24 protein-coding genes and 1 tRNA gene are annotated in these 25,481 nt (G+C 51.8%); 6 read left to right on the forward strand and 19 right to left on the reverse strand.

What is annotated here, in order from left to right:
• Positions 1-121 precede the first annotated feature (121 nt).
• Together Enr10x_RS25245 and Enr10x_RS25250 are read left to right on the forward strand one after the other, a co-directional pair.
• Positions 122-1,384: a pyridoxal phosphate-dependent aminotransferase gene (locus Enr10x_RS25245; protein ID WP_145451763.1), complete on the forward strand. Its 1,263-nt coding sequence runs from the start codon at positions 122-124 to the stop codon at positions 1,382-1,384.
• 68 nt (positions 1,385-1,452) lie between these two features.
• Complete coding sequence (locus Enr10x_RS25250) at positions 1,453-1,887, forward strand: VanZ family protein (protein ID WP_145451764.1); 435 nt, start codon at positions 1,453-1,455, stop codon at positions 1,885-1,887.
• Between the two features lie 3 nt (positions 1,888-1,890).
• On the opposite strand, the gene zwf is transcribed toward Enr10x_RS25250, so the two are convergent.
• Together zwf and ispG are read right to left on the reverse strand one after the other, a co-directional pair.
• Positions 1,891-3,450, reverse strand: coding sequence for a glucose-6-phosphate dehydrogenase (gene zwf / locus Enr10x_RS25255; protein WP_145451765.1), 1,560 nt, complete (start codon positions 3,448-3,450; stop codon positions 1,891-1,893).
• A gap of 68 nt (positions 3,451-3,518) precedes the next feature.
• The gene (ispG, locus tag Enr10x_RS25260) at positions 3,519-4,664 is read right to left on the reverse strand and encodes a (E)-4-hydroxy-3-methylbut-2-enyl-diphosphate synthase (RefSeq protein WP_145113903.1); all 1,146 of its coding nucleotides are present in this window, start codon (positions 4,662-4,664) and stop codon (positions 3,519-3,521) included.
• 207 nt (positions 4,665-4,871) lie between these two features.
• Between ispG and Enr10x_RS25265 the strand changes: the two genes are divergently transcribed.
• Together Enr10x_RS25265 and Enr10x_RS25270 are read left to right on the forward strand one after the other, a co-directional pair.
• A complete protein-coding gene (locus Enr10x_RS25265; RefSeq protein WP_145451766.1) occupies positions 4,872-6,335 on the forward strand; it encodes a tetratricopeptide repeat protein in 1,464 nt (487 codons plus the stop codon).
• A gap of 79 nt (positions 6,336-6,414) precedes the next feature.
• Positions 6,415-6,810, forward strand: coding sequence for an outer membrane protein assembly factor BamB family protein (locus tag Enr10x_RS25270; RefSeq protein WP_145451767.1), 396 nt, complete (start codon positions 6,415-6,417; stop codon positions 6,808-6,810).
• Positions 6,811-6,852: 42 nt separating this feature from the next.
• Here the strand turns inward: Enr10x_RS25270 and Enr10x_RS25275 are convergent, their stop codons facing one another.
• The 8 genes from Enr10x_RS25275 to Enr10x_RS25315 all read right to left on the reverse strand — a co-directional run bounded on the left by Enr10x_RS25275 (position 6,853) and on the right by Enr10x_RS25315 (position 17,200).
• On the reverse strand, positions 6,853-7,914 hold the full coding sequence (locus Enr10x_RS25275; protein ID WP_145451768.1) for a GNAT family N-acetyltransferase: 1,062 nt from the start codon (positions 7,912-7,914) through the stop codon (positions 6,853-6,855).
• A 139-nt stretch (positions 7,915-8,053) separates the two neighbouring features.
• Complete coding sequence (locus Enr10x_RS25280; RefSeq protein WP_145451769.1) at positions 8,054-8,467, reverse strand: (deoxy)nucleoside triphosphate pyrophosphohydrolase; 414 nt, start codon at positions 8,465-8,467, stop codon at positions 8,054-8,056.
• 24 nt (positions 8,468-8,491) lie between these two features.
• Entirely contained in the window at positions 8,492-9,505 is a 1,014-nt protein-coding gene (locus tag Enr10x_RS25285) for a PIN/TRAM domain-containing protein (RefSeq protein ID WP_145113894.1), read from the reverse strand.
• Positions 9,506-10,230: 725 nt separating this feature from the next.
• Entirely contained in the window at positions 10,231-10,743 is a 513-nt protein-coding gene (locus tag Enr10x_RS25295; protein ID WP_145113890.1) for an ExbD/TolR family protein, read from the reverse strand.
• 84 nt (positions 10,744-10,827) lie between these two features.
• Positions 10,828-11,298 carry an ExbD/TolR family protein gene (locus tag Enr10x_RS25300; RefSeq protein WP_145113888.1) on the reverse strand — a complete coding sequence of 157 codons (471 nt, stop codon included), beginning with the start codon at positions 11,296-11,298 and terminating at the stop codon, positions 10,828-10,830.
• Positions 11,299-11,369: 71 nt separating this feature from the next.
• A complete protein-coding gene (locus Enr10x_RS25305; RefSeq protein ID WP_232093132.1) occupies positions 11,370-12,236 on the reverse strand; it encodes a MotA/TolQ/ExbB proton channel family protein in 867 nt (288 codons plus the stop codon).
• A 203-nt stretch (positions 12,237-12,439) separates the two neighbouring features.
• A complete protein-coding gene (locus Enr10x_RS25310) occupies positions 12,440-13,483 on the reverse strand; it encodes a tetratricopeptide repeat protein (protein WP_145451770.1) in 1,044 nt (347 codons plus the stop codon).
• Positions 13,484-13,570: 87 nt separating this feature from the next.
• A complete protein-coding gene (locus tag Enr10x_RS25315) occupies positions 13,571-17,200 on the reverse strand; it encodes a hypothetical protein (RefSeq protein ID WP_145451771.1) in 3,630 nt (1,209 codons plus the stop codon).
• Positions 17,201-17,724: 524 nt separating this feature from the next.
• Here Enr10x_RS25315 and Enr10x_RS25320 point away from each other — a divergent pair.
• Positions 17,725-17,809: transfer RNA gene (locus tag Enr10x_RS25320), tRNA-Ser, on the forward strand.
• Positions 17,810-18,099: 290 nt separating this feature from the next.
• Here the strand turns inward: Enr10x_RS25320 and Enr10x_RS25325 are convergent.
• Both Enr10x_RS25325 and Enr10x_RS25330 read right to left on the reverse strand, forming a co-directional pair.
• Positions 18,100-19,203, reverse strand: coding sequence for a tyrosine-type recombinase/integrase (locus tag Enr10x_RS25325; protein ID WP_145451772.1), 1,104 nt, complete (start codon positions 19,201-19,203; stop codon positions 18,100-18,102).
• A 5-nt stretch (positions 19,204-19,208) separates the two neighbouring features.
• Positions 19,209-19,460, reverse strand: coding sequence for a helix-turn-helix domain-containing protein (locus tag Enr10x_RS25330; protein ID WP_145451773.1), 252 nt, complete (start codon positions 19,458-19,460; stop codon positions 19,209-19,211).
• Between the two features lie 186 nt (positions 19,461-19,646).
• On the opposite strand from Enr10x_RS25330, the gene Enr10x_RS25335 reads away from it, so the two are divergent.
• On the forward strand, positions 19,647-20,963 hold the full coding sequence (locus tag Enr10x_RS25335) for a hypothetical protein (RefSeq protein ID WP_145451774.1): 1,317 nt from the start codon (positions 19,647-19,649) through the stop codon (positions 20,961-20,963).
• A gap of 219 nt (positions 20,964-21,182) precedes the next feature.
• On the opposite strand, the gene Enr10x_RS25340 is transcribed toward Enr10x_RS25335, so the two are convergent.
• The 7 genes from Enr10x_RS25340 to Enr10x_RS25370 all read right to left on the reverse strand — a co-directional run bounded on the left by Enr10x_RS25340 (position 21,183) and on the right by Enr10x_RS25370 (position 25,460).
• Positions 21,183-21,842 (reverse strand): HesA/MoeB/ThiF family protein, encoded by a 660-nt coding sequence (locus Enr10x_RS25340; protein ID WP_145451775.1) that lies wholly within the window; start codon positions 21,840-21,842, stop codon positions 21,183-21,185.
• Positions 21,839-22,492, reverse strand: a complete 654-nt coding sequence (locus tag Enr10x_RS25345) for an MPN domain-containing protein (RefSeq protein ID WP_145451776.1) — start codon at positions 22,490-22,492, stop codon at positions 21,839-21,841. Before Enr10x_RS25345 ends, Enr10x_RS25340 begins: the two co-directional genes overlap by 4 nt.
• The gene (locus tag Enr10x_RS25350) at positions 22,419-23,435 is read right to left on the reverse strand and encodes a hypothetical protein (protein WP_145451777.1); all 1,017 of its coding nucleotides are present in this window, start codon (positions 23,433-23,435) and stop codon (positions 22,419-22,421) included. The genes Enr10x_RS25345 and Enr10x_RS25350 overlap by 74 nt, the downstream gene beginning before the upstream one ends.
• A gap of 89 nt (positions 23,436-23,524) precedes the next feature.
• On the reverse strand, positions 23,525-23,749 hold the full coding sequence (locus tag Enr10x_RS25355; protein WP_145451778.1) for a MoaD/ThiS family protein: 225 nt from the start codon (positions 23,747-23,749) through the stop codon (positions 23,525-23,527).
• Between the two features lie 204 nt (positions 23,750-23,953).
• The gene (locus tag Enr10x_RS25360) at positions 23,954-24,169 is read right to left on the reverse strand and encodes a hypothetical protein (RefSeq protein WP_145451779.1); all 216 of its coding nucleotides are present in this window, start codon (positions 24,167-24,169) and stop codon (positions 23,954-23,956) included.
• 97 nt (positions 24,170-24,266) lie between these two features.
• The gene (locus tag Enr10x_RS25365; protein WP_145451780.1) at positions 24,267-24,512 is read right to left on the reverse strand and encodes a hypothetical protein; all 246 of its coding nucleotides are present in this window, start codon (positions 24,510-24,512) and stop codon (positions 24,267-24,269) included.
• Between the two features lie 9 nt (positions 24,513-24,521).
• On the reverse strand, positions 24,522-25,460 hold the full coding sequence (locus Enr10x_RS25370) for a hypothetical protein (protein WP_145451781.1): 939 nt from the start codon (positions 25,458-25,460) through the stop codon (positions 24,522-24,524).
• Between the last annotated feature and the right edge of the window lie 21 nt (positions 25,461-25,481).

Here is a 25,481-nt window from a genome sequence, read left to right on the forward strand (position 1 = left end):
TGAAATAAAGGCAGTTTTGGAGAATGGGGGCTGAACCAGTTTCAAAAAACGGGAAACCCCTTTAAAGTAGTCAGCATTGAGAACACATCCGGACAACTTCAACCTCAAAGGGGATTCTTTCGTGGCTTTACAATTAAGTGATTTTGCTCAGTCTCTTACCGTGGAAACCGCCTTCAGTGTCCTGGCCATTGCGAAACAGCTCAAAGCGCAAGGCAAAGACGTCGTGGAACTGGAAGTGGGGGACAGCCCGTTTGACAGTACCGCTTCCGCGAAGTCAACCGGGATTGAAGCCATTCAGAATAACCAGTCGCACTACTGTGCCTCGCCCGGGATTCCCGAATTCCGTCAGGCAGCTGCCGATTTCGTCTCCCGCGAGTTTAAGGTCGACGCCAAACCGGAGAATATCGTCGTGGGCCCCGGGGCCAAAGTCTTCGAACAGTTCTTCTGCGAAGCCTTTCTGAACCCCGGAGATGGAGTACTGGTCTTCAGCCCTTACTTCCCCACTTACCTGCCGAACATTGAACGCCGCGGTGCCCGCATGGTGCTCTCCGACCTCAAACAGTCGAATGAGTTCCGCCCCGATCTGGCCGACATCGAAAAATTTCTGAATGAAGATCCTTCGCCCAAAGCAATCTTCCTGAACTCACCGCACAATCCTACCGGCGGTGTGATCCAGGAATCCGATCTGAAAGCGATTGCCGATCTGATCCGTGGCAAGAATATTGCCGTCTTCAGCGATGAACCATACTGCCACATGGTCTGGCAGGGGAAACATCACTCCATCCTGGCACAGCCGGGAATGATGGATCAGTGTGTTTCCGCTTACACCTTCAGTAAGTCTTACAGCATGAGTGGCTGGCGGCTCGGGTTCTGTGTGGCCTCGGAAGCGGTCGCCACCTCGATTGGCAAAATGGTCAACACGACCCTCTCCTGTACTCCGCCGATCGTGCAGCTGGCCGGTGCCGCTGCCCTGAACAAGGACTCGCAGGAACGCGATGAGGTTATGCTGAAGTTCCGCGAAAAAGTGGTTCTGCTGACCAACAAGCTCAATCAGATTGAACACTTCCACGCCCTCGATCCACACGCCACGTTCTATGTCTTCGTGAATGTTGCTCCGGTCTGTAACGAACTGGGCATTACCAGTCACGGTCTCGCTCTCTATCTGCTCCAGGGAGCCGATGATGACTTCGGGATTGCCTGTCTGGGTGGAGAATGCTTCGGTGAAGCCGGGCATGGATTTCTGCGGTTCAGTTGTGCAGAACCCAATGACCGGCTGGAACAGGCGATCGACTTTATTCCGGAAGCACTTTCCCGCAAAGAGCGGATCGCCAGTTATCTGGAAGCGCATCCGGAAGCACGGCTGGAAACCCCTTACCCGGTTTAATTCCAATTCAGGGGCAGCTGTCTGAAGGTATTCTGGTATCAGTTGACACTCGAGATCACAGGGATGTTATGCATCGATATCAACTTTTGATTCGCACGTTGCTGATCCTGTACTGGATCGTACTGTTTACAGCGACTCATGTTCCTTTGAAAAAAGGAACGATTCCCCAGGGAACCGATGTGCCGCTGCATTTCATCGCTTACGCAGGACTGGCGTTTATCCTGACCTGGTGGCTCTCGCTGAAATGGGATCGACTGACATTCAAACGCCTGCTGCTGATTGTAGCAGGCGTCAGTCTGTTTGGCATTGTAGATGAGTTGCTCCAGGGAATCCCGGTTCTGCAGCGGGAACCGAGCGTGAAAGACTGGACTGCCGATACGTTAGGGGCAATTCTGGGAGTGGTTCTGTTCCTGATCGTATCGAAGCCGTTAGAGGTTCTCAAACAGCGGCTGCAGCAAACACCAGACCAGCAACAGAGCGATTCCCCCGACGAGCCCGGATAAGGCTTATTCTTTTTGACTGCTGGTAGGAGTCCGCCAGTGCCGTCCGGATTTGCTGAGCAGGTTGGTTGCCCCCGAAGGACCCCAGGTGCCTGCATAATAAGGCTCGGGAGTATGAGCACTCTTTTCCCATTCATCGAGTACCGGGGTCACGAATTTCCAGGCTGCTTCCAGTTCATCACTGCGGGTAAACAGCGTGGAATCGCCTCGCAGCACATCCATCAGCAGACGCTCATACGCTTCAGGCAGGCTTTTGTGATAGGCATCTTCAAAAGCGAAGTCCATCGTGACCGGCTGAATCTGGTACTGCATTCCGGGGCGTTTGGTCGAAAACTTCATGGAGATCGACTCTTTGGGCTGAATACGGAAGATCAGTTCGTTCGGCTTACGCTCTACCAGCGAGCAGATATCTCCATCACATTCGACGGTCGTAAACAGATTCATCGGCGGGTGTTTGAATTGGATGGCAATCTCGCTGACCCGCTCCGGGAGCCGTTTACCAGTGCGGAGGTAGAAGGGGACGCCTTCCCAGCGCCAGTTTTCTACCATGACTTCCATCGCCACAAAAGTTTCCCGGCGTGAGTCTGCGGGCACACGCTCTTCTTCGCGATAGCCGGGGACTGCCTGACCAAAGGATTGGCCGGCGGTGTACTGACCGGCGATTGCCCAGTCGGAAATCGGGCCTTTCGATCCGGGGGCCAGGGTTTTCAGGACTTTGAGTTTTTCATCGCGGATCTCTTCGCCGCTGAACAGGGCCGGCGGCTCCATGGCGATCAGGCAGAGCAGCTGCAACACATGATTCTGTAACACATCCCGCAGGGCTCCCGAGCGATCGTAATAGCCGCCCCGCCCGTGTTCGATCCCCTGTGACTCGGCCACGGTAATCTGAACGTGATCGACGTGATTTCGGTTGAGCAGGGGTTCAAAAATGGAGTTACTTAATCGGAAGAGCAGAATATTCTGAACGGTTTCTTTTCCCAGATAATGGTCGATGCGATAAATCTGATCTTCACTGAGCAGTTCACTTAGCTGGGTACTCAACTCCTGAGCTGATTCCAGATCGTGTCCGAAAGGTTTTTCAATGACCACCCGCAGCCACTCTTCGTCAGTATTACGGGGAATCATCTTCGCCCGCGATAATGCCTGCACGGAGGGATAGAACAGCGAGGGCGCTGTTGCCAGGTAGGCCACGCGTTTGGAAATCGTATCTCCCAGTGTTTCCCGTTCGACAGCTTCGATGGTCTCTTTGAGGTGGGCATGATCGCTTTCGTCTGTGATATCTACCTCACGGTAATACAGTCGTTTAGAAAACTGAGCCCATTTTTCATCTGTGACCGTGCCGGTGCGTGTGAACTGTGAGACGGTATCGCGCTGCTCGTTGCGGAACTCTTCATCGGTTTTGGAGCGACGGGCCAGCCCGATAATCGGGAGCTCTTCACACAGATAACCTTCACTCCATAGATCATAAAGAGCCGGGATCAGCTTGCGGGCGGTCAAATCGCCCGAGGCTCCGAAGATCAGGATCGTTGCGGTTGTCAGGTCACTCGAAGAATTTGAATTGGCCATGATAGAATTTCATGCCTTCCGAAAAGTAAGATTGGAAAAGTCAGAGAAGCGCGCGGCGAGCCCGGAGTTTAAATCTGTGCAGCCTGTTGGTCAATCAGGGCATCCAGTTCGCTTTTGAGCCTGGGCAGGATCTCATCATAAGAGTAGCGTCCCAGAGATTCACTCCCTTTTTTGAGATTCACATAGTTGGGGCCGCACCAGAGACCCAGATCGGCATCGTCAGTTTCACCCGGCCCATTTACCCGGCAACCCATCACGGCGATCGTGAGCTTATGATCTTTGGCGTATTCGGTCATCTTTTTGACATCAGCCGCCAGATCCACAAAGACTTCATTCTCGACCCGGGAACAGCTGGGGCAGCTGATAATGTTGAGTCCTTTCTGCTCGAAGTCGACCACCGTCCGCACCCGCCCCTCGGCGATGTCTTTCAGAATGGCCCGCCCGGCTTCGATTTCTTCACCCTTGCGATCATTGGGCACCGTGAGCGACACGCGAATCGTATCGCCGATGCCTTTGCTCACCAGCTGTTCGAAAGCCATGCGGGTTTTAATGATCCCATCCGGGGGCATGCCGGCTTCTGTCACACCCAGATGAAGGGGAATGTCAGGACGTTGTGCGGCAAAGCGGGTATTGACCTCAATGACTTTAGCAGGGTCCGAATCTTTCAGAGAGACGCAGAACCGCGTGAAGTCGATCGATTCCAGAAACGCACAGTGGTCCAAGGCACTTTCCAGCATCGGCGAGATGGAATCGGCGGGATCGTACTTTTCCAGTTTCGCCGGATCGACCGAGCCACAATTCACTCCGACGCGGAGGGCACAGTCGTTGTCGCGGGCGATTTCCGCAATAAAACGGACTTTTTCCTGCCAGGGTTTTTCCGGTTCATGGTGATAGAGGTGCCCCGGGTTATAGCGGAGTTTACTGACATAGGGGGCGATCACTTCCGCCAGACGATAGTTTTCCTGCAGGTCCACGCTGAGTGGCACCGTGGTCTGTTTGCGGATTTCGATCAGGGCCGCTGCTTCTCGACGATTATCCACAGCCACCCGCACGATATCAGCCCCGGCCTGTTCCAGCGAGTGAATCTGGGCAACGGTCGCGTCGATGTTGCTGGTCTTGGTTGCTGTCATACTCTGGACGGCAATTGGATGTGCATTGCCAATGACAGCTGTGCCAATTTTCACTTCTCTAGTGGGGTTACGTGGTAACTGCAAGTGACAGGTTCCTTTAAGGTTAAATCAAAGTTCGAACAGGACCTCTGGTCCCCGGATTGTAAAAGATCCCCCGCGTGACGTCCATTCATGAAAACGAGGGAAAATCAATTGGGATTGACAGATTTTTGATGTCGATTTACAAGCCTTCGGTGAATTAATTGCATTTTATGCAACAGGTACGGATACACATAGTAGGTGATAGGAAAAATGAAGCGTCAGATTGCAGGGATGCTGGTCTGTTTCTACCTGGTCAGTGGGTGTGGGGCCGAGACGCAACCGGCTGCACAGAAAGCAGTTAAGTCGGAAAAGTCACAGGCGGCTGAGACTAAGCAGCCCCCACAGCAGGCTGCGGCACCGGTAAAAACCGAGGTTGGTTCCAAGGCAACGCAGACACCCACCACCGCAGCACCTGCTCAGCAGCAGGTTGACGTGGATCAGGCAGCTCAGAAGAAGGCGGAAGAACTGTTCCTGCAGGCGCGGGCGCTGATCAAGCAGGGGAAACTCTCTGACGCGACTCAGGTTCTCAGCTCGGCGATTACCCTGAATCCGCGGGAATCGAAATATTTCTTTCATCGAGGCAGTGCCTGGGCTGATCTGAAACAGGATGCGAATGCGATCGTCGATTTGACAAAAGCTGTCGACATGGATCCCAAGGTCGCTCAATACTATTACACGCGCGCCCTGTTCTTTATGACGCGTGGGGGCGGACAGCTGGCACTCAACGATTTCACCAAAGCCATCGAACTCAAACCTGACAGTCATAATGCTTACAACAACCGGGGGTTACTCTACGCAACCTCCGGGAAGCTCAAGGAAGCCCGCGCCGATTTTGAGCAGGTCCTGAAGATTAAACCGGACAGCCTGGATGCCATGAATAATCTGGGATTCACTCTGATGAATCTGGGAGAGACCGATCAGGCGATTCAGATCCTCGACAAGGTTTTGAAGGAAAACCCCAAGTATCTGAATGCCTATGATAACCGGGGTCTGGCCTGGACGAAGCAGAAGAAGTTCGACAAAGCAATTGCCGACTTCTCGAAAGCAATTGAGCTCAGTCCTCAAAATCTGAAATTTTACCGGCAGCGAATGCGGGCTTACGAGACTTCTGGCGATAAGACAAAAGCAGAAGCCGACAAAAAGAAACTAATCTGGCTGCAGCAGCTGGCTGCGATCAATGATCGGTTGGTAAAGGACCCGGAAAATACAGATCTGATCCTGGAACGGGCTCAGTTTTACCTGGCTTCTGATGAGCGTGAATCCGCCATGAAGGATTACGCCAAACTCGTCGAACTGACCCCGGAAACCGGACGTGGCTATCTGATCCGCGGAGCCCTGTATCTGGAAGAAAACAAATTGGATCGCTGTATTCAGGAGTGTTCGCGTTCCATCAAGATTCAGCCGAATCCGGAAGCGTATTCCGTACGCGGAGATGCGTTCATGCAACGCGGCGATATCGAACACGCCCTGCGTGATTTTGAACGTGCCAGACGCATTGATGAAGTTGTTGCCAAAGCGTACCTGATGCGATCCGAATCGTACAAGAAACAGGGGAAGCATAAACTGGCAGCAGAAGACTTTGAACGCGCAGTCGCCATCGATCCTGCATTGGGTCCCGGAAAACTGGATAAAGAGAAAACGGCAGCAAAACCCGTGATCCGCCCCATCAACTAATCCGTTATCAGATCGGGTTCGGCAACAACATCGGGTTGGAAGTCAAACCTGTTTCAAGTCTCTGCCAGGAAAGGTTCCCATGAGTGGCGGTTTTCTGGATGATAATGCATTCTCTGATCAGCGACCACGTCGAGCCGACTCTTATCAGATAACAGACCTGCTGTTCCTCGGTTTTAATTCGCGTGTGCTTGCCATGGATCGGGATACCGGGGCACTGATCTGGAGCTGGAAAGCTCCCAAGGGACGTTCCAGCTACGTCGCAGTGCTGGTAGATGATGGGCAGCTGTTTGTTTCCATTGATGGTTATACCTATTGTCTGGATCCCTTCAGTGGAGATCAGCTCTGGTTCAATGGACTCAAAGGTTTTGGCTATGGACTACCTACACTGGCGACCGCGGAGCAGCATACGAACTCCGCAGGGGCGGCTGAAATGCGGGCGCGGGAGCAGCGACGCCGAAATAGTAGCGCGCAATAACAGTGCGCAATATCAGAGATGAGAAATACAGCCCGACTGTGTTTAAGACAGCAGTTCCGCGTTAGTCAGGTGCCAGTGATCGGCATCCAGAACGGTATCCAGCTGGAAGTCTGAGAACTGGGGATTCTGATGCACAAAAACCTGGATCGGCGACTTTCGTTCAAAGAAGCCGAAACGCGATAACAGATCCCCAATCTCTTTCCGCCCGAAATAATTCATGACGATCGTATCCATGCCGATCTGGCGACAGTGTTGAGAGAATGCAGCCAGCATCTGTTTCAGAGCGGCCTGGTCACGATAGAAGAAGTCCTGAATGCCTGCTGCATGATCTCCGTTCCGACCAGTTTCTCCCAGTACATAAACCAGGTAGCCCAGCAGTTTCTGGTCCCGATTTTCCAGGGTCATGATCTGGAAGCGGGACGTAGGCTCCTGACAGAATCGCCATTCCAGAAATTCACGCGTGCGTTCCACCATGACGAGATTGTGGGAATACTCTTTAAAGAGCTGATGAAATCGTTCATCAAAGGGGGCGTCAAAATTGGTTTTGAGGCGATGAGAGAGGAACGTTCTCGATTCCAGTGAGTAGAGACGCAGACCCAGGTCGACACATGCAGCTGCGCCTCTTCTGAGGATGGGATTCGAGAATTTTTCTTTGAATTTATACTCACTTCGCAGAGGTTTAACCCAGTGCTGGAACGTCCCGATTTTTTTGTAACGGCAGCGTTGAAAAACCGCAGCTGCTGTTTCTGTCATTCCGTAAACAAATTTGAAGTCAGTTTCGGGCAGATGGGATACCAGCGCACGCTGTAACTTGATCGCTGCCTGGGCGGATCGATGTTCCGGATCGATGTTGATTGCTTCAGCCTGGCCGACGTTGAAAGGTTCACCATCATAATTCATGCGGCGGCTTAGAAGGCCAGTTGAACCGATCAGCTTCCCTGCGGCTTCTTCCCGGGCCAGCCAGCAGTAGTTTTCCCCAAATGGATTCTGACGATGAGACCAGTTAAACCACTGGGAATCATTTTTATCAAAATTCCGATTAATCAGGGAAATCAGTTCTTCCTGATCGTCACTCGGTTGAGTCTGAGTGATTGAGTAGCCCATTCTGTTCCAGCCCGCTTCAGTTCAGGGAAAAATCCATGGAGGTGTTTAAAAACGTCTCTGAAGTCTAGGCCACGGGACAGCTTTGTCAAATAGTTCAGGCAGGCCTGATTTGACGTGGAAACGATCGATTTCGTAGTAGTCAACTGCCGACATAAGTGTCGATCAGCAGGTCGATGAGCGGGGCGTTGGCCTCGGGGAATTTCAAACCAGAAAGCTCACTGGCAGGAATCCAGCAAAACCCCTGCAGGTTCTGTGCATCCCGATCAGGGGCAGGTTGTATCGGCGCGCACAGCCAGAAATGCAGTAACACATCGGCATGTTCGTAAGCATGCTCGATGTAGAGCAGCTCTTTGAGAGGTTGGACGTCCAGGCCGGTCTCTTCCCTGCATTCTCTGGCAGCACAAATATCCGAAGCTTCCCCGGGCTCACATTTTCCTCCCGGGAATTCATGATAGCCTGCCAGAGTTGAGGAAGCATCGCGAACACCGATCAGGAACTGCCGCTGGTGTTCTACAACGGCAATTCCGATACGGTTGGTTTTGCGTTCATTCATATCAGCAATCCGCTGTGAATGTCTTTATCGGCTCTCGGTGACACGACCGAAGATCATGCGGCCGGCACTACTCTGCAGCACACTGGTTACGACAGCATCCACATCACGGCCCACCAGATGGTTGGCCTGCTCGCAGACGACCATGGTTCCATCGTCCAGATAACCGACACCCTGTCCCTGAGATTCCCCTTCTTTGATGATCTTCAGCTGGATATGTTCGCCGGGCAGGTAACGTGGCTTCAGGGAGTTGGCGACATCATTCAGGTTGATGACGTCGACGCCCTGCACGCTGGCGACCTTGTTGAGGTTGAAGTCGTTGGTCACAACTTTGCCCCCCAGTTTTTTCGCTGCCACAACCAGCCGCTGATCGACGGTCAGGCCTTTTTCCTTCTCCGTTTCCTTGGCTTCATACATCGAAATATCGACGTTGGGGTTATTCTGTAAAGCAGACAGGATATCCAGGCCGCGGCGGCCACGGACGCGTCTGACCTTATCGCTGCTGTCGGCGATATCCTGAACCTCCTTCAGAATGAAGTCGGGCACGACCATCTCCGAATCCAGGATTTTCGTCTCCACGACATCGGCAATCCGCCCGTCAATCAGGGCGCTGCTGTCCAGCACGAGGGGGCGTCCTCCCTTGAGTTCCCGGGAGAATTCGACATAAGGCACGATAAAACGGAAATCGTCCTTGGTCTGTAACAGAAACGAGATACACAGATAGGGAAGTGTCAGAGTCGAAATCATGGCGACCCCTTCTTCCCAGGGGTTATCTTGAATCACCGGGCTCAGGGCCTGGATTAACAGGTAGCTCAATAAAACACCGACCAGCAGACCGAAATAGACAGCAGACATCACTTCGATACGTTTGTGGCGAATGAGCAGATCCAGGCAGGTTACGCCCTGGGTTAACATCATCAGCAGTACAAACGCGATCAATGGATACTGATCAACGGGGCTTGGCGGGTTTGAGCTGACATACGTCGCGATGGCTCCCGCACAGACAAAGGCGTAGAGCACACGGATACTGATTAACAACATTGCAATTGAGTCACTTCAGGTCTAAGGCAAACTTCTAGTTAGTTGTTCCCTTTTACTCCTGCACGCTGACACTCATTACATGCCAGATCCCCAAACCTGTACGCCAGGCAGGGATCGGATTCAGAAACATTCCTGAACTCTGAAACGGGTGTAAGACATCCAGAGAGTTTGGGAATGATTTTGAGTCGGTTTTCAGTGCTGCTGAAAGAATTCGAAATGAAGTCATTCAGCATATCTGAGGTACGCATCCGGGTGAAGGAATCTGATACCAGATCACTTTGCCGGGGGGTATAATCTGTTCGTGAATGGGCCGGTTGGGACTGATTTTTTCAATGCAGGACCTCGTCATTTCCTTCATGAAATCGGTTAAACCTAAACTGGTTCGCAACAGGCATCCCGGTAACAGATACCGAGGCAACAAAATCATTGTGTGATCTCCCAAACACACAACATGCTGCAGCTTGTTTCCGGCAGGTAAACCGGAATATACCAAGCTGTTATTAAAAACCTTCTGCCCCTGCATGAGGGGTGAAGGATGATCGTACACTATAGCCAATGCCCAGATCACCTGCTACTAAAAAAGAATCGGTTACAGTTGATTCTGCAACGAATTTCAGCGCCTGGATCGTTTGAACATTGGTGTCAGAAAAAAACAGATTCTGCTCAAATGAAAAAATGCTCACAGATCTCAGTTTCTGTAAGCATTTTCCGGGTTATTTCAACGCTTAACCGCCGGCGGTAGGACCACCCACGGGAGGCGCAAATTTGATTTTTTCAATATAGCGAATAATGTGCTTTCCTGAAGAATCGAGCCGGCCTGTGCAGGCACTGACCGCTTTCAGGGTGTATTCGTAATGCAGGTTGTAGTCGGCTTCAATTTCGACTTCCATATCCTTCGTGATCGGGTTGCCCGGCTTGCCGATGATCTTCAGAATTTCATGGTTGAGCCCGGCAAAAACGTTCGGCCCGTTCCCCAGATTGACCTGACCCAGGCGAATCGTATTCAGTGATCCATCCTCATTGGCGATCATCCGAACTTTGATATCCGGGAAAAGCTTCGGGTCTTCAGCGGGAGTTGAACTGTCCGTGATCGGCATATTGACGTTGAAATCCCCTTCGGGTTCCACAATATTCAGCGTCAACATGAAGAAGATCAACAGCTGGAACACCACATCGATCATCGGTGCCATCTGGGGCTCGATCTTTTCTGCTTCCCGGCCGGAGCTGCGTAACTTCATAGGAACCTGTTCCTGTTATTTAAAATCAGTATCTTCTCTGTGCCTCGAAAGCAAACAACAAATGCGTTCGCTGGCACGCTGTCGTTATTGAATCTTCTGTGTCGCCTTAAAGGCAAACTTGGTAAAGCCGTTTTCCTGGGCCAGCTTGATCAGGTCCTGGATCAATCCGGTTTTCACCAGCGCGTCGGCCCGCAGAATGACGGGCACATCCTTGGGGTCCTGGTTCTTCTGTTTGTAAATACGGGCTTCCTGTTCGAACTTGGGGCCAAATTTCAACACGGGAATATCTTCGCCTGTGTAGAAGATATAAGCCTGCGGGTCAGTAATTTCGCCCTCTTTATTACGCATGAATCCGATATTTAGAACCAGTTCATCAGCCGCTTTGACTTCAGGAGGCTTGGCCAGGGAATCAGACGGGAGTTTGACCCGCTCGTCAGCCTGGATCTGCTCGAAGTTGGTAATCACCATGAAGAATGCAATCAGCTGAAAGACGATGTCAATCATCGGTGTCATATCGACATCAGCGACAGCCGGCTTTTTGGATTTGATTTTCATTGGTTGACTCTTTTCTCCGTCAGAGTCACTGGCTCAACTGTTGAGCAGTGACTCTGCTGGAAATTCACGGTTTATTTACTGCTGGAAGAGAAACGATTCATCAGGCTCTCGCTGATCATGCCGACTTCCAGAGAGAAACGGGCGACCCGGTTCCGCAGCAGGCTGTAGAAGATCATGGCGGGAATTGCAACGGTCAAACCTTCCAGTGTTGTGAACAGCGCGGTGGAAATACCGTCAGCCAGTTCGGAAGGTTTGGGAGAAGTCGCAGAACTGGCGATGGTCTGGAAGCTCAAAATCATACCATACACAGTACCCATCAGACCGATCATCGGAGCGATCGCACCGATCAGAGCCAGATAGCTCAGTTTGTGCTCCATGGCCATATTTTCGTCTTCGCCGACTTCCTGCATGCCTTCGATGGCTTCTGAATATCCCTGATTCAGTTTGCTCAGACCGGCAGCCAGGACGCGTGCGACAAAGGAGTCGTCGCTTTTAGCCAGCTCAAAGGCTCCCTGGTAGTCTTTGTTATTGAGTTTTTCTTCGAAAGCACCAATCAGATCCGGAGGCATCAGGTTGTCGCGACGAATGGAAAGTACATTGGCCATGATCAGGGCAACCATCAGGAACGACAACAGCAGCAGGATAAAGCCGAAAAAGCCGGAGGCACGAATCATCCACGACAGGAAGCTTTCCGACGCAGCGGCAGGGGCCGCACCGTTACCGGCAGGAGCGGCAGGTTCTGCACCGCCGCCTGCAGGAGCTTCGCCACCACCAGCTGCAGGTGCTTCACCACCGGCCGCAGGGGCCTCTCCAGCGGCCGGGGCTTCACCGGCTGCCGGGGCAGCTTCATCCTGGTAAGCAAAGCTGCGGGCAGTCAGTCCCAGCGGAGTCAACAGGACGGCTAACAGTAAGAATATACTCAGGCTGCGGTAAGCCATTGAAGTCTGATTCCGTTCCAAGGAATTCCCCATCATCATCGTTGTGGTCTCCGGTCTACTGAAAGGAGTGTTAATCGTGGATATTTCGTAATTGTATCTGGAAGTCGTAAATGTTTGTGGTTGTCATTATTTATTGGCCAAAATTGGCTTGTAAAGGGTAGACATGCCGATTCTTGCCAGCAAACTGACATTCGTAACGAATATTAGCTTCCTGAGGCCTTTTGTGCCCATTCACTCTCTGGATACTGCTGTTTCAAGACGGCTCGTGCCTCGGCTCCCCGTTCCTGTTGCTGTACTTTCCCCCAGAGATTGGAGAGGTGATACAGTGCTTCGGCGTGCAGGGCAGGCTCTGAAGGGAACAGCACGTCAACGTGCAGATAAGCAATTAAAGCCTCTTTGGATTCCCCCATGGCCTGATAGCAGTCACCCTTTTTGATATAAGCTTCTGCCAGCAGAGCCTTCTGTTGTGAACTGACATTTTTGATCATGTCATCCAGCAGTTTGATCGCTTCCTGTGGTTTTCCCTCTTTTTCCAGGCATAGAGCACTACCCAGTTGAGCGGCCCGCTTGCTGGCCAGTTCCCCTTCTGTTTTTCCATCCATTTTGGCCACGGCATTGAAGGCGTCCAGAGCACCTTTCGTATTACCCTGGGCAAGTAGTACACGAGCTTTCATGTTTTTGGCATCCATCTGGTAGTTTTTCCAGGGGGATCGCTCGACCTTACCAAAGGCGGAATTCGCATTCACGAAGTCTTTCTTGGCCAGATAGGCTTCGCCCAGAAGTTTTTCTGCCGGGTAGTAGCGAAAATGATCCGGATTGCCTTTGATGAAATCGTCGAGCATTTTGATCGCGGCATCCAGCTCTGCAGGATTCGACTGTGCTTTTTTCAGGTTGGCCCGGGCAATCATGAACAGCAGGTCTTTTTTCAGGTTCTCGCTGGCGCCCGCTTGTGCTTTTTTATACTCTTCCAGGGCAGCGGTATAATTGCCATTCTGTTCCTGGTTGCGTGCGATATTCAGTTGGGGAGGTTCTCCATCCCAGCGAACGCGTTCAATATCGTTTGCCGGAATCTTTTCGGTCTTCGAACCGCGCTTTAGTGACAGTTCCGTCTTGGTATAACCACCGACATCACCCAGTTGGGGACTGCCAGTATAAGTGTAAACGGTATCCGCGGCGTTCGCAGACGTGGTAGCCAGGAGCAGTAAACCTGCCAGCGACATCAAACTGAAACAGATGGAACGTTTCATGTGTTGATTACTCCTCAACGATATTAAATGACTTTTCTCGGATTGTCTGATCTAACTGATTGACCGGCATCGAATCGTGATCTCAGGTTAACTGTCCTGCGATTCACTGTCCGGATTTGGTTTTGATTTTTTCTGTTGTTTTGCCTGGGCTGCTTTTTTCTTGGCGACTGCTGCTTTCCGGGCAGCCAGTTCCTCGGGCGACATTTGCGCCAGCTTGGCTTTGCGGGCTGCGATCTGTTCCGGAGTCAGCTTCCGTTTTTCCTTACCGGAACTGCTGGAAGAAGTTTTGTCCCTGCTGGCTGTTTTCTCAGGTGCCGCTTTTTTGGTCTGAGGCTTGTCGATAGAAGGGGCTGGTCGAGCAGCCTTCTCCGGTTTCGCAGGACTCGATTTGGGAGTCGCAGGAGGGGGAGCAATGTTGATCTCCGTCGAAGCAGAACCGCTGCTGGTCGCAAACTGGTATGAGGGACGTGACTTTTTGCCTTTCATGCTAAAGAAGAAGAACGCTACGGCACCACCGATTCCCAGCACAATCAGTCCCAGGAACAGGATGGTACTTGAGCCTCCTTTGGCTTCTTTCGTCTCGGGCTGTTGGGCCACCTGCTGTTGTGTATTTGCCGGGGAGGCTTCCTGAAGTTGTGCTGCGTCATTGCTGGCAACCGCTGCAGTAACCGCTTTACGACGTTCCAGATCCTGGGGATCTTCTCCCAGATCTGTCTGAGTCTGTCGATAAAGCTGATTGAATCGCTCCCACACTTCATCGGGTAAATCAACGCTGATCTGGGCAAAGACATTCGCTTCCGATTTCGCCATTTCCAGCTGAGAGGTGTCATTGCTGGCGATCCCGTATTTCCGACGTGTGTCGATACTGTTGTACTGGGCGTCATAGTACATCTTCTTCAGATCATCACGACCCGAAGACGCCATCGAACTCGAGAGCAACCGTGCCAGGTAGGCCCAGCCACGAATTACGGCTCCATTTTCGAGCTCCATCCCATTGATGGCCTGCAGGAACTTTTTATTTGAATCTCCCTGGCCGCTTTCCGCCCAGTCCTGCAGAATGGTTGCAGCTTCAAACTGGACTTCGGGAGACTTGTCTTTTTCCTTCAGCACTGGTGTGATCAGCTTCAGGGCTTCTTCAAATTCATCCTGTTCCCGTTTGCAGTTGACCAGTCGCAGAGTAATGCCAACTTCGAAGTTGCCGGGAATGAAATCGCCCGTGGCTGCCTGGCGTTTCATGATTTCTCCGAAGGCGGCAGCTGCTTGATCAAAGTATTTGCGGGCGGTTGCCGGATCCTCGCTGGCCCCCAGCCCCATGCCGTAATAAGTTTCTCCGATCCAGACCAGTGAACCATAGGTCTGATCTTTCCGCTTAAAGATGTCGTTCAGAAAGGTTTCCAGAGATTTACGGACATCGGCCAGTCGCTTGGCGTCGCCAGCCGCTTTCAGTCGTTCGATCTCTTCAGTGATCTTTATACCCAGCTGCCGATACATGTCGGTAATCGCCTCACCACCCGAACCGGAGGCAGACTCTTCCAGCTGTTGCATCGCTTTGCGTGCCAGATCAATCTGCTGCAGGCCGATATAGGCACGCAGCTGTAACTGGTAAACCAGATTCGCAAATTCAGCACTTTGTACCCCTTTGGCGGGACGTTTTTTGCCTTTCGCGACATGAATGGCTTTCAGCACTGAGTGTGGATCTTTACTCAGGATATCGATCGCTTCCTGGTATTTGCCGTTGTCTAATGCGATCTGGGCCAGAGAAGTCTTCGCAGCGGTCAGGTTTTCAGGAGCCGCTGCTGTGGGCGGAACCTTTTTCTCAGTCGCAGCAATCCCGGTCCGCAAATGTTTTTCAGCCAGCTTGGCCCACTCATTGATGTTGGCAGGTTTCGTCTCGGAACGGCGGGACAGGGCCGTCAGATAGCTGTTCCAGTAAGCCTGACCGGCTCTGATTTGGGCGTCAACATATTGTGGAGCTGAGGAAGGAACCTTGGAATACCATTTCGCAGCTTCCACCGGACGTTCAGTCTGGCTGTAGATATTCCCCAGCTGAATCTTGGCGTCATTGGCGCGGTCGCTCTGAGGCCATTTTTCTGTAATCAGGTTACAGATGCTCTCCATATGCTGATTGTCAACGTAGCGTTGATCCTTCGGCGCATCGTTGTAGGCCTGCAGGTAACCCGCCAGTGCCAGATAGGCTGCGTCCAAAGCGACCTGAGAACTCTCTTTATCATGGTAATTGGCGATGAATTCACCCAGCACGGCACATTCATAACTGCGTCGCAGGTTATAGTAGGTATAGCAGAGCAGGAACCGGGCATGATCCAGTTCTTTGGGGTCCGTTTTACGGTCAGACAGTTTCAGAGCCAGCTTCAGGATGCGGGCTGTCTCTTCCATGAACTGTTTGAGCTCGACCTGGGCTTTCTTCTTGTCTGCTGGGTTCTTCGCTGCAGCCACTTTATCTTTGAGGGCTTTTGTCTGTTTGATGCGATCCTGCCCCAGGCCGTAAGCGGTTGCGAAATCCTGCGGATCGCCGCCTGCCCCCCCCTGCAGCTTGGCGTTGATGCGTCCCACCATCAGGCGGGAGACATCACGATATTTCCCCCGGAATGCATTCACGAACCGGGCATTGGTCAATGCCTGACGCAGAATCCGTTCCTGGTCCGCTTTGGGGGTGCCTTCCTGATTGGCCAGCATCTCTTCTGCCCGGGCCAGCTCCCAGGTGATTCCCTGGCCGATCGCGGTTCGTCTGCGTGAACGATTTTCTCTGAGCCACTGTTCCGCTTCATTGATGACCAGCTGATAGTCTTTCCGCTTGTCATCATTCAGACAGATCAGACGGAACTGCAGAACGTTATCGGTCAGCTGCCTCAGGGCCGGTGATTTTCCGGGGTGCGACAGCATTTCATCATAAATCCCCAGCGCCCGGCCCAGTTCGCCCTGCTCTTCAAAACACTTTCCCTGCCACATGCGGGCATACAACCCGCCCACCTGGCTGCGGTATCGTTCGTGAATCTTGGCGTACTCTTCTGAGGCCTTTTTCAGCAGTCGATTAAAGTCGGCACTGCCGGGATCATAGGTCTGTGCTTCTTCGTAGGTGCATTGTGCCAGGTCCAGCTGGGCACTCATGAATTGAATTTCGGCTTTGGCCCGCGCCGCAAATTTTTCCGGCTCTTTCTGCTTATCTATAAAGGTCGCGGGGTATGATTTCCAGGTCTTTTCGTGCTGGTTATAAGCTTTCTGGAAAATGCTCCGGGCCTGCGCCACCAGCTTGCGGGCGGCCTCCTGGTGGGCTTTTTTGTTGTTCTGCTCAGACGGCGACTCGGCTTTGCGAACTTCGACTTCCGCCTTTTCCAGAATGATCTTTCCCCGTTCGGTATTGGCGGTACCTGCCTTAGGGTGGTTCGGGCTCTGCTTGGTGAATAATTCCAGTTGCGCCAAAGCCATATTCAGGATTTCATCCTGCTTCTCAGGCAGGTTCTGAGTCCGCGAGAACAGCATTAACGTCATCGCCCGCTCGAAAGGAATCAGCTCACGGACCTCTTTAGGAGTGTCCTTGGCAGCTTCGATCTGATCCAGATATTCGAGGGCGGTATCGTGATAGTTTTTATCTCGGAGTCCCTGCACAAATTCCAGATATTGTTCTTCTGCGGGGAGAGAGGACGCGAAAGTCAGAATCGTAAAGAGACTTACGATTGAAACAAAATGGAAAAGACGCATATTCTAAGTTCCATCGCTAATGAACGGATGCACCGAGGCCGTGAAAGAGAGGATTCGATACCTGTGTAATCACGCCTGGCGAAAGCACCCCACAGAATGGGCGTACCTCGGCATACATCATACCTACTTCATTTACCAAATGTTCGCTGTCAGATAGTAATTTTCTGTGAGAGATGTTTTTTCCAAGCTGAAAGGGAACCTTTCTTTACAGAAAATCACTATGAATACCAGCATATCCCGACGTTAGGGAGTCTGCAAGAAAGATGCAGGGAATCGTTGATATTTGGAACTGTTCATCCGCTCGAACGGTTCTCCTGCCCGTACCAGTAACGCAGACATCCCTGTTTCTCATACGGTAAAAACCGGCAGAAAGTGGGCAGACAGGCTGTTTCTGAGGTGAACGATTTTCCGAATCGGCTTGTCTTTCAGGAAAAGCAAAGTCGGCCCTGATTGGAATTTGACGCTGAGCAGTGTTGGCTATATGCTGTGGATGAAAATTCATTTCGTCGTTGAAACCGCGACCCGGAGAGGTGACAGAGTGGCCGAATGTGCCGGTCTCGAAAACCGGTGTGCCGCAAGGTACCGGGGGTTCGAATCCCCCTCTCTCCGCTCCTTTTTGTACATGACCGCTTTTGACCTTTTTTTTGTAGGACCAAACGATCAACCGGAATTGAAGATTCTGATTTTGTGCTAGATTTGTGCTGATTAGAAAACCGGTTCATTATGAACCCTCCTGTCGAAAAAAGATTTGACATTGCTGTCGTACAAACAGGCCTGATCCATCAGGCCACAATTTAAAAACCAGCCGGAGACTCTGGGACTTCCAGAGCCCCGGCTTTTTTATTTAGAACGGTGTGAGCAGGTCACCACCTCGTTCGAAAACTCTCTATGCCAGACAACTACGCGTCCGGCCGATTCAATCTCCGCATCGCAGCTTGCGACTCCCGATTGGCGATATGCGTGTAGTGTTGCAGTGTCTTATGATCGACATGCCCCACCCAAGTACGGATGATCGCTTCAGGGATGCCCTGCACAATGGCCCGCGAAATAAAGCTGTGACGGAACGTATGCAGGTGGCCTTTCAGCTTCAGCTTTTTCAGAGTTCGTTTGAGTGACTCCAGCAGCCTGCGTTCAGAGACCTGATGATCCCCCTGGGGATATTTGGGGGACGCCCTGGCCGTAAAGACCCAGCGACTGTGCCGGGGCTGTTTCTGTAGAACCCCGCGAGCACGATCAGAGATCGGGATCGAGCGTACATTCCCGGTCTTCGTCGTCCAGTTGTCCTTCGGCCGGATATGTATCAGTCCCTGCTTCAGGTCAACATCGTCCCAGGTCAGCCATCGCAGTTCCCCGATCCGTAATCCGGTTTCCGCCAGAAAAGTAAATACTGGCCGATGAACCTTGGAACTGGACTCAAGGATCAGTTCTAACTCGTCCCAGTTCCAGAACGGTTGCGGTTCCGTTTTGGGTTCAGTGAGCTTCAAACCGTCCAGCGGATCCTCGTTGAGCATGCGACGCGTCTTGGCAAAGAGTAAGAGGCGACGGATCACTCCCACTTCGGTATAGATCGTCTTGGGTTTTGCCCCCTTCTGTTTCCGGTATTGCCGGTAAGCATCCACAAATCGAACGTCAAGCTGCTCCAGTTTGTAGAGATTACGTGATTCAGCAAACTCAGCAACGTCTTTCAGTACCTGCCTGTATTTACTGATGGTTTTTGGACGCAACTCCTCCGTTTTACAACTTTGAATGAGTGCTTCTATCGCATCAGTAATCAGAACAGGTTCGGATTCAACAGTTTTTACTGTGTCTCCTTTTAACAGTTCGCGCTCCAGGGCGAGTGCCCTGGCACGCGCCTCCTTCTTATTTGAAGTTTTCAGAGATTTGCGCATCTGTTTACCGCGAATTTGCATATTGATGTACCAAACACCATTCCGGTTAAATATCGATGCAACCTCACCTACACGTTCATTATTCGTATTGACGTTTTTAATTTTCGTATTCATAATTTCTATACTCCTTTACTCATCAGCTTGAGAACCAAGCGATCACGGAGAAAACGCAGATGCTTGCCGACCCGCTGAGCAGAGTCCGTCAGCTTGCCTTCTGATTTCCACTGATAGATGGTGGCCTTGGGAACGTTGAAGAGTTCCGCTGCCTGGTCGACCGTGAGAATCGGTGGATACTTATCGGCCCATTCCCCAGTTGAAAAAGCCTTGGTGATTTCTTCCCTCGTGATTTTGAGAGTTCGTCTCTCTGACATCGTTGATCTCCTACTTCATGGAGTTCTTAAAGCGGGGGATCAGACGTCACACCAAATGTGGGTCTCCTCTGGCATAGTGATTTCCGTACGAAAAATATTTCGACAAGACTCAGATGCCGGTTGGCAGCAAGTGCATTAGCACCAAAATCCACCTAAGCAGCTATATTTAATGGAGTTACAGCTACGATGGTCAGAAAAACTACACTGAGCGATCAATATGGGACGGTTCGGATCGAACACTGCGATTACTGGGATCTGGAATGTCCCATTCTGCGGAAGGCACATAAAGCTGCAGACTCAGCCTTAATCTGCCGGTGGCGACCTGCAGATGAAATCAGCGATCAATTACCAGACGATTTTGAGTTGAAGTTTCTTTGCTTGAAGGGAAAGGATTCCGTCCGGCGATTACTTCCCATGACCGGGAGCGATTTATTGCTTACCAATCTCTTTGCAGGTGGGCTTTCGATACTGAACCGTAATCAGGATCTCAGTGCAGCCGAACGCAGTAGTTATCGCCTGATGTTTCATTTTTTCCAGAGAATTAAGAAACTCAATAATCACTTAGAAAGAAACTTCGCTAGCTCGCAAGACTTGACTGTTAAAAGATCCGGACGAGAGACATCTGGAAGAAAAACTGTTCTACCGGAGTATCTCGGGGTCGCCTACGGCGGAGAAGAAGCCCCATGGAGTCTTGATAGATTGCAAACAGAAGGCAAACTACTGGCAAAAGAGTGCGGCATCGAAAATCCGGACCGGAAAGAGACTATCAGCTATGGCTTTTTTGCAGCAGCAAAAACTTCACCCATGCAGTTAACTAATTCTGAGGGAATTGAATTCTTAGTCCGAATAGCGTTATACAACGAGCAGAATACCGTTCGCTGTGATCCGGAATGCCAACACTGGATTGAAGATCGCATTCTGACAGCAATAGAAGAGCACATGGGCGATACGCAGGAAGAATTTGATAACTGGTTTGCAGGTCCCAAAAACTCGTTTCTAACCCAGATTTCAAAGCGGAAGAGTCCTTTTGGAAAACTCAATAATGGTATGGTTCGTTGGACTCTGATGGATTTAGGCTGGAAGGCCTATCGCTATGTCGGAAATTGTATTCATGCGCAAATGCGTTGCTTCCAGAATGCGTTACCAGCACCGTTGAATCAGAGTGAACGGAAGATTTATGAGATGATTTATTTGAAGCAGGATTATCTCGGTGATTTTCCCTTGCTGTTGCTTAAAGAACGCCTTCCACTCCTGAAAGCCCCAATGCTGTCAGTCTTGTCTGGGGAAGATGATTTTGATTTTGTCGGAACCATTCATCAACTTCTCTACTATTATTCAGACATGACTGACAATCGCCGTGGGGCAGATAGACGCACCCAGTTTTTCAGCAGAGCCTGTCGTCCATTTGGAGGAGTCAATAATGCATACAACAAACTCGTTAGCAATGATATTTCTAAACTAGCTATGGGCGATACGAGGGACGATGAAGGCTGGAATGACTGATATTATCACTTTCAGGTGTCTGGGCTTGACGTTCTTGTTGCCAGCACTTTACAAGTGCCGCTGCAATCACACGAGAGAAATCCCTGGCAGCAGGACTGAGTGTTTCTGCTACTGAGTTGGATTTTGGAGTTGGTTCATTTTTCATGCGATTTCCTTTGGTTGGAGTTAATAGAAGGTTTATCGGAACTGAAAATACGCAATGTTATTAATAATAAGTCATCATTCAGCATTCAGTTCCATGGCAAGCAGGTTCAGCATCATGTCCCGGCTACACGCCAGACCACGCAGCCAACGTCCAAAGCTGTGCACCATCAATCCTGCCGCCATGTTGGCTGTGTAGATGGTGCCTTGGGCAGTGCAGTTGCCCTGATGAGCTTCCTGTTGGGGAAACAGTGTCTCTGCATACTGCTTAGCGCTCAGCGGCTCTGAAACCGTGAGCACACGCATGACTTCCCCCTGCATCCGTCCATCACACCAGAAATCACAGTGCGTACCTGCAGATCGCCAGATTGCCGCACGGGCAGATATGGAATCCACACAGCAGAAGATAGCCTCTCCGATATTCACAGACGGACGAAACCGATCTGGAATCGTCTCCACGTGAATCGAATCATCGAGTTCCCGGATCGACTGCGCTGTTGCTTCAACTTTTGCCAGCCCCATCTCCTGTGTCCGATATCCTTGAGTCGTGATATTGGTTAATTCGACTTTATCGAAATCCACAAGTTGAATACGCGGTGTCCCGATCGCCGCCAGTTGCAAGGCTACTTGCCGGCCGATGGCTCCTACTCCGATGACGGTGGCCGAAACTTGAGAAAGCCTCTCTGGGGGAACCAGGCTACTTTGTCTCTGAAAACGGTCTACTGTTGTCTTTGTCACAGCAAGTCTCCTTCCAAATCAGGTTCATCGAAAAACCAGTCCGCATCCCAGTCAAAATCGCCCAATGCTAATAACGACCTGCCGGGTTTGTGTTGTTCGGGATGTACGTTCGTTAAATATTCCTCTTCCCAGCATTCGGGATCACAGCCCGGAAAGGGCTCTGAGTAATCCCGCCTGACCGGAATCTCGCATGCAAACGCGGGACCGGTATTCATCCGCAGACGCGCATAGGACCGCCCCTGCCGGGCCAGAATGAACATCACAGCCCAGTCAGAACGACCGAAGACACGATCAAAGGTCGCTTCATCAGTTGGACTGGGCTCCGGACAGGCTCCCGGATGGGTATGAATCCAGATCCGGCCAAACTGTTCCGGACGGAGGCCGGCATCCACCTGATCATCAAAGAAATTTGCGACCGCCTCGTCGTCGAAGGCCACATGGACCAGCGAGCAGGTCTGTTTCACCAGTTGCAGGTCCTGGACCAGTAGCAAATCCGTCGGGGCCGTGATTCCAAAGCCGCCGACCTCCGTATTACCATAATCACGCAAAAACAGCAGTTTGGCCCAGGCGGTCGGACTAAAGCGGAGTGCCGGCAGGGGAGACCGTCTCCGGCGACGTGGTTTCCTGGTCCGGTTCGTATGTTTCTTCATCTTCCTGTGTTTCACAGATCGGGCACCTTTCTTCATTATCGAGGCAATTTGAACAACAGCTGGAACGACAGAGTCCACACTCTTTCAGACAGGATTCACAGCAGTCATCGCGACAGACTTCACAGCGGGTCATGCAATCGTGGCAAAATGAGGTGTTACAGTCGGCACAGCGATTGGCACATTGCAGGCACAACCGGTTCTCGCAGTTGGTGCAATAGGCTTGTTCATCTGAGGTCACGACATCCGCACATTCACTGCATTCCGCACTATGCCAGTCGCTGAGAGCGACATAGGGGCTTTCCGGGTTGTAAGTGAGCAACAGACGAGTCACCAGCACGAAAAAGTCCATCAGCCGTCCCTGTTCCAGGGAGCGTCTGATGGGCACGCGAGCATCTCCTTCGCAGACAATGTCAAACTGCACGTGCGGATGCGTGACCGAATCATTGGTAATCGGTGGCTGCGGATCGCGGGCGATCACCTGGTAGTGAAATGGAGTGCCTGAATTCGGATTTGCCACTTCCAGCCGAATCTCAAACGTCCCTAGGTAGACGCCTTCCAGCATAATTGACTCTGTGACGACGGAAATCGTCTTATTCTTGAGATCGATGATGTAATCACCAAATTCCTCTTCCAGGGCCAGCAGGTCGTCGTAAATGGTGCGTATCGCAGGCACGGACTTTGCGGTAGTTGCTGATTCCAGCTCCTGCTGTAACGTCACCACTTGTTGAGTCAGCTGGTTGACTTCAGATGTCAGTACCCGCTCCAACTTTGAGGCCGCACTAAGCCAACCTCGTTCCTGTGCCTGCTGTCGCATGCGGATCAATCGCAGACAGCTCAGCCATCCCACTTCTGGTAGTGCGATGTCTGACTCACTTCCCTGTGAGCTGAGTTGTTGTTCTACGAGACTAGCCATCCGCCAGACCGTTTTTGATTTCTGTTTCATGAGTGTTTACTCCTGTTAATAGAAAACAGGCTGTCGGAACCGTAATTCCGACAGCCTGTCAGAGACAAAATAATTCACTTCAGGAACGACTAATATTTCGCACCTTCGATTTTTGTCGGAGTTATGGAAATCCGGTCTCCATCCTGTAACTGCTGGTCGGGAGGGCACGGCTGACGATTAACACGGATCAGATAGTCCGAGGCATTCGCATCCGCCATGCGTTGTGCGAACAGTTGAGAGACCGTGGTTCCCGTGGCGACTTCGATGTAGTCCGCGAATCCGCCGCCATCATTATTAATCAGTAAAACTTTCATAGCATTCCTTTCTGGAATTGAATTGAAGAGGTAAAAGAGAAGTCGTTGCATCAAACAGAATTCTTTCGTTTGCGACGCCGTTTTCTAAGCCGTGATTTCACGGCCCGTCGTCCCCGTTGCCGCCCACTGCGGAGCATCTGCAGGCGGTTCCAGTGGAAGGGAACTTCTGCCTGGCTGAGACAGTGAAAGCCCTTGAGATCGGAATCACACCAGCGACGGCACATGATTCAATCCCTCTGCTTGCGTAATCATTCGCTGGTTTTCCAGTTCGTCCCAGTCGATGACCAGCGGTCCCGACGTTTCTGAATCCGGATCAACGGTTTCCTGGGGCTCCGCGAGTAAGAAGCCCAGGCGTTTAACGGTGGCAATTGTCTCGCCGGTAGCCAGGGCGACAGCCCGATTCAAGTCTGACTGTTTCATCTAATATCTCCTTTAACACAAGGGTTCAATAAAAAAAGCCCCGGCCCTGCAGAGACAATTCTGCAAGACCGGGGCATAGTGTTGGAAAAATACAATATCAGGGGCTGGGGGAGAGCCAATGCTGCTCCAGCCAGTCAATTTCTGACTGCAGGGCCGCACTCCGTTGCGCGAACGGCCCCAGCCGCGGTCCCTGAACGGGGGACAGATCGACGATCCATTGACCGGTGGCATTCGGTTCGACAAACGAACCGCGTCTGATACGCAGTCGACCGATGGAGGACAGGTCAATGGCTTCCATGTAAATACAGCGAACTTGCCCCTCAGCTGTGATAATGAGTTGCATGCGACCTCCTTACTTCGGCGTCCGCATAATCTGACGCCGCGGTCGATCGACCAGTAGACCATCCAGGGCGGCCTGAACACCCGAGAGATCGGAGGCCACCTGCAGCCGGAGAACATCCCGCTTTCTTAGATCCTGGGGCTGAATCCCCTCCACAATGTGCTGGCACTGGGAGACGAGTGCATCCAACTGCTCATTGGAACGCACATTCAGCGACCGGAAGCGTTCGAAGAACTCGTGCAGATTCCCGATGGCGGAATCACGAAAGACCTTGGGGCGGCCGTCGGCCTGCCCGCTCAGGCGGTCCGTCAGATGCGATACCAGCTTCGACAGTTCGTCCAGGAAGGCGTCTTCCGCCAGTCGGACCGCCTCTTCGAATCGCGACTGCACGCGCTGGCACTCCTGCTCGTAGAGTTCGGGATTAAGCTGCCTCAGGTAATTCGGCGGTTCGATACTGGGAAACTCCCAAGTTACTTCGAACAGCCCCACCAGTGTTGCGGGATAATCGTCGTCGTTGAACAGACTTCCCAGACGCTCCCGGGCTGCCGCTTTCAGGGACAGGTATTGTTCATCCAGTTCCGCAACCGTTTCGGCCAGTTCTTCCGTAAACCGATGCATCTGCTCCTGGAAGGCTGTGAGTGCATCCTGCCGCAATAAGCGGATGCCCGGTTCCGGGAAAGGAAGACTAACCGAGGTCCAGTATTTGCGTACCTGATTGCGGACGGCACTCACGGCCCGAAAGCGGGGATGCCCCGTATCTAGCAGCTTCTTACCGGCACTCAGGAACGCACCTTCCGCCCCAAACGATTCGGCAGCCTGGGCCTTCTGGTCGCGTGTGAGCGACTTCCGGGTCCCGAACCATTCAAAACTGACCCGCGTGGCACACATCGTTGCCCTGAGACGGTCGATGGGATCGTGGCGGGTTTCCACTTCTTCTTCAATCGTAGCCATAGTTGTCGTTTCTCCTTGATT

The sequence above is a fragment of the Gimesia panareensis genome, assembly GCF_007748155.1.
GTDB lineage: Bacteria > Planctomycetota > Planctomycetia > Planctomycetales > Planctomycetaceae > Gimesia > Gimesia panareensis.

Coding starts and splice junctions, on each gene's coding strand:
- Enr10x_RS25250 (WP_145451764.1), top strand. CDS start 1,453: ATGCATCGATATCAACTTTTGATTCGCACGTTGCTGATCCTGTACTGG.
- zwf (WP_145451765.1), bottom strand. CDS start 3,450: ATGGCCAATTCAAATTCTTCGAGTGACCTGACAACCGCAACGATCCTG.
- Enr10x_RS25265 (WP_145451766.1), top strand. CDS start 4,872: ATGAAGCGTCAGATTGCAGGGATGCTGGTCTGTTTCTACCTGGTCAGT.
- Enr10x_RS25270 (WP_145451767.1), top strand. CDS start 6,415: ATGAGTGGCGGTTTTCTGGATGATAATGCATTCTCTGATCAGCGACCA.
- Enr10x_RS25275 (WP_145451768.1), bottom strand. CDS start 7,914: ATGGGCTACTCAATCACTCAGACTCAACCGAGTGACGATCAGGAAGAA.
- Enr10x_RS25280 (WP_145451769.1), bottom strand. CDS start 8,467: ATGAATGAACGCAAAACCAACCGTATCGGAATTGCCGTTGTAGAACAC.
- Enr10x_RS25285 (WP_145113894.1), bottom strand. CDS start 9,505: ATGTTGTTAATCAGTATCCGTGTGCTCTACGCCTTTGTCTGTGCGGGA.
- Enr10x_RS25295 (WP_145113890.1), bottom strand. CDS start 10,743: ATGAAGTTACGCAGCTCCGGCCGGGAAGCAGAAAAGATCGAGCCCCAG.
- Enr10x_RS25300 (WP_145113888.1), bottom strand. CDS start 11,298: ATGAAAATCAAATCCAAAAAGCCGGCTGTCGCTGATGTCGATATGACA.
- Enr10x_RS25305 (WP_232093132.1), bottom strand. CDS start 12,236: ATGGCTTACCGCAGCCTGAGTATATTCTTACTGTTAGCCGTCCTGTTG.
- Enr10x_RS25310 (WP_145451770.1), bottom strand. CDS start 13,483: ATGAAACGTTCCATCTGTTTCAGTTTGATGTCGCTGGCAGGTTTACTG.
- Enr10x_RS25315 (WP_145451771.1), bottom strand. CDS start 17,200: ATGCGTCTTTTCCATTTTGTTTCAATCGTAAGTCTCTTTACGATTCTG.
- Enr10x_RS25325 (WP_145451772.1), bottom strand. CDS start 19,203: ATGAATACGAAAATTAAAAACGTCAATACGAATAATGAACGTGTAGGT.
- Enr10x_RS25330 (WP_145451773.1), bottom strand. CDS start 19,460: ATGTCAGAGAGACGAACTCTCAAAATCACGAGGGAAGAAATCACCAAG.
- Enr10x_RS25335 (WP_145451774.1), top strand. CDS start 19,647: ATGGTCAGAAAAACTACACTGAGCGATCAATATGGGACGGTTCGGATC.
- Enr10x_RS25345 (WP_145451776.1), bottom strand. CDS start 22,492: ATGAAGAAACATACGAACCGGACCAGGAAACCACGTCGCCGGAGACGG.
- Enr10x_RS25350 (WP_145451777.1), bottom strand. CDS start 23,435: ATGAAACAGAAATCAAAAACGGTCTGGCGGATGGCTAGTCTCGTAGAA.
- Enr10x_RS25355 (WP_145451778.1), bottom strand. CDS start 23,749: ATGAAAGTTTTACTGATTAATAATGATGGCGGCGGATTCGCGGACTAC.
- Enr10x_RS25360 (WP_145451779.1), bottom strand. CDS start 24,169: ATGAAACAGTCAGACTTGAATCGGGCTGTCGCCCTGGCTACCGGCGAG.
- Enr10x_RS25365 (WP_145451780.1), bottom strand. CDS start 24,512: ATGCAACTCATTATCACAGCTGAGGGGCAAGTTCGCTGTATTTACATG.
- Enr10x_RS25370 (WP_145451781.1), bottom strand. CDS start 25,460: ATGGCTACGATTGAAGAAGAAGTGGAAACCCGCCACGATCCCATCGAC.